The sequence below is a fragment of the Pseudonocardia sp. ICBG601 genome (genome assembly GCF_020496245.1).
Map to the genome: position 1 here is coordinate 1 of NZ_JAHLJA010000266.1, position 1,985 is coordinate 1,985.

At 75.3% G+C, this 1,985-nt stretch carries 3 protein-coding genes; 2 read left to right on the forward strand and 1 reads right to left on the reverse strand.

Annotated features, from left to right (window positions below; all coding sequences use genetic code 11):
* Positions 1-89 precede the first annotated feature (89 nt).
* Complete coding sequence (locus tag KPL57_RS64790; RefSeq protein WP_226359413.1) at positions 90-530, reverse strand: DUF805 domain-containing protein; 441 nt, start codon at positions 528-530, stop codon at positions 90-92.
* 397 nt (positions 531-927) lie between these two features.
* Between KPL57_RS64790 and KPL57_RS64800 the strand changes: the two genes are divergently transcribed.
* Complete coding sequence (locus KPL57_RS64800; protein ID WP_308253590.1) at positions 928-1,398, forward strand: hypothetical protein; 471 nt, start codon at positions 928-930, stop codon at positions 1,396-1,398.
* Positions 1,399-1,484: 86 nt separating this feature from the next.
* A complete protein-coding gene (locus KPL57_RS64805) occupies positions 1,485-1,913 on the forward strand; it encodes a DUF805 domain-containing protein (protein ID WP_226354446.1) in 429 nt (142 codons plus the stop codon).
* Positions 1,914-1,985 lie beyond the last annotated feature (72 nt).

Here is a 1,985-nt window from a genome sequence, read left to right on the forward strand (position 1 = left end):
CCGGACCCGGGGAACGGGGCGACCCGGCGGCCGGAGAAGCCGGTCCGGCGCGGGTCCCGCGCCTGACCGGCCGGGTCCGGCCCGCTGCCTCAGCGGAACTGCGGCGGGACCCCGTACGGCCCGGCCTGCGGCGCGACGAACTGCGCGGGAGCACGCTCGGCGCGCTTCGGGTCGTCACCCCAGGCGTTCTGACGGTGCTCTGCGTCCGCCGTCCGCCGGCCGCCAGCCACACGATCAGCAGCACCACCCCGACCAGCGGACGAGGCCGATGAAGTACCACCACCGCCGCTGCGGCCGGTGTCGTGCAGCCGCCGCACCAGGAGCGCGATCGCGGGCACCAGGTGGACGAGTGCGACCACGGTCGCCAGCACCGGGGCGCCGAGCAGCTGCGTCGTCCCCAGGACCACGTCCAGGGTCCCGGCGACGAGGTAGATCCCCAGGTAGACCAGGGCGAACATCCAGTACTCGGCCCGCCGGGCGCGCCCCCGGAAGTCGGAGAACCCGCGCATCGCCTGCAGGTAGTACGTCATGACGTGGCCCCTCTCGCCGTGCGACCACGGGCTGGTCGCTCGGACGAGGGGATGCCGCCCGGGGGCCGGCCGTTACAGCGCGCGGGTCAGAAGAAGTCCCCGCCGAAGTCGGAGTCGTTGTCGAACAGGCCCCCGCGCCGTCGAAGCCGCCCTGGTCGGCGCCGTCGAAGCCGCCGTCGGCACCGCCGTCGAAGCCCGGGTCGTCGAGGGCGGCGCCGTCGGCGAACCCGTCGGCGTAGGCGGCCGGGTCGGCGCCGGCCATCCCGCTGAACAGCGAGGTGAACAGCAGCGCCGAACCGACACCCCAGGCCCCGGCGACGAGTGCGGGCTTCCACCACGGCTCGGAGTACCAGCCGCGCGGCACCGGACGCCCGGCGACGGTCCCGCCGGGGTAGTAGTGGCTGTTCCGGTCGGTCGGCCGCGGCGACGCGCCCAGGCTGCGGCCCTCCACCTCGACCTCGCGGTCCTCGGTGACCTGAGGTCCACCGAGGACCGCGAGGTCGAGGTGGAGGGCCGCAGCCTGGGCGCGTCGCCGCGGCCGACCGACCGGAACAGCCACTACTACCCCGGCGGGACCGTCGCCGGGCGTCCGGTGCCGCGCGGCTGGTACTCCGAGCCGTGGTGGAAGCCCGCACTCGTCGCCGGGGCCTGGGGTGTCGGTTCGGCGCTGCTGTTCACCTCGCTGTTCAGCGGGATGGCCGGCGCCGACCCGGCCGCCTACGCCGACGGGTTCGCCGACGGCGCCGCCCTCGACGACCCGGGCTTCGACGGCGGTGCCGACGGCGGCTTCGACGGCGCCGACCAGGGCGGCTTCGACGGCGGGGGCCTGTTCGACAACGACTCCGACTTCGGCGGGGACTTCTTCTGACCCGCGCGCTGTAACGGCCGGCCCCCGGGCGGCATCCCCTCGTCCGAGCGACCAGCCCGTGGTCGCACGGCGAGAGGGGCCACGTCATGACGTACTACCTGCAGGCGATGCGCGGGTTCTCCGACTTCCGGGGGCGCGCCCGGCGGGCCGAGTACTGGATGTTCGCCCTGGTCTACCTGGGGATCTACCTCGTCGCCGGGACCCTGGACGTGGTCCTGGGGACGACGCAGCTGCTCGGCGCCCCGGTGCTGGCGACCGTGGTCGCACTCGTCCACCTGGTGCCCGCGATCGCGCTCCTGGTGCGGCGGCTGCACGACACCGGCCGCAGCGGGTGGTGGTACTTCATCGGCCTCGTCCCGCTGGTCGGGGTGGTGCTGCTGATCGTGTGGCTGGCGGCCGACGGCGAGCACCGTCAGAACGCCTGGGGTGACGACCCGAAGCGCGCCGAGCGTGCTCCCGCGCAGTTCGTCGCGCCGCAGGCCGGGCCGTACGGGGTCCCGCCGCAGTTCCGCTGAGGCAGCGGGCCGGACCCGGCCGGTCAGGCGCGGGACCCGCGCCGGACCGGCTTCTCCGGCCGCCGGTCGCCC

What these genes read in the sequence shown, in the direction of transcription:
- KPL57_RS64790 (WP_226359413.1), bottom strand. Translation starts at nt 530, where the DNA reads ATGACGTACTACCTGCAGGCGATGCGCGGGTTCTCCGACTTCCGGGGG.
- KPL57_RS64805 (WP_226354446.1), top strand. Translation starts at nt 1,485, where the DNA reads ATGACGTACTACCTGCAGGCGATGCGCGGGTTCTCCGACTTCCGGGGG.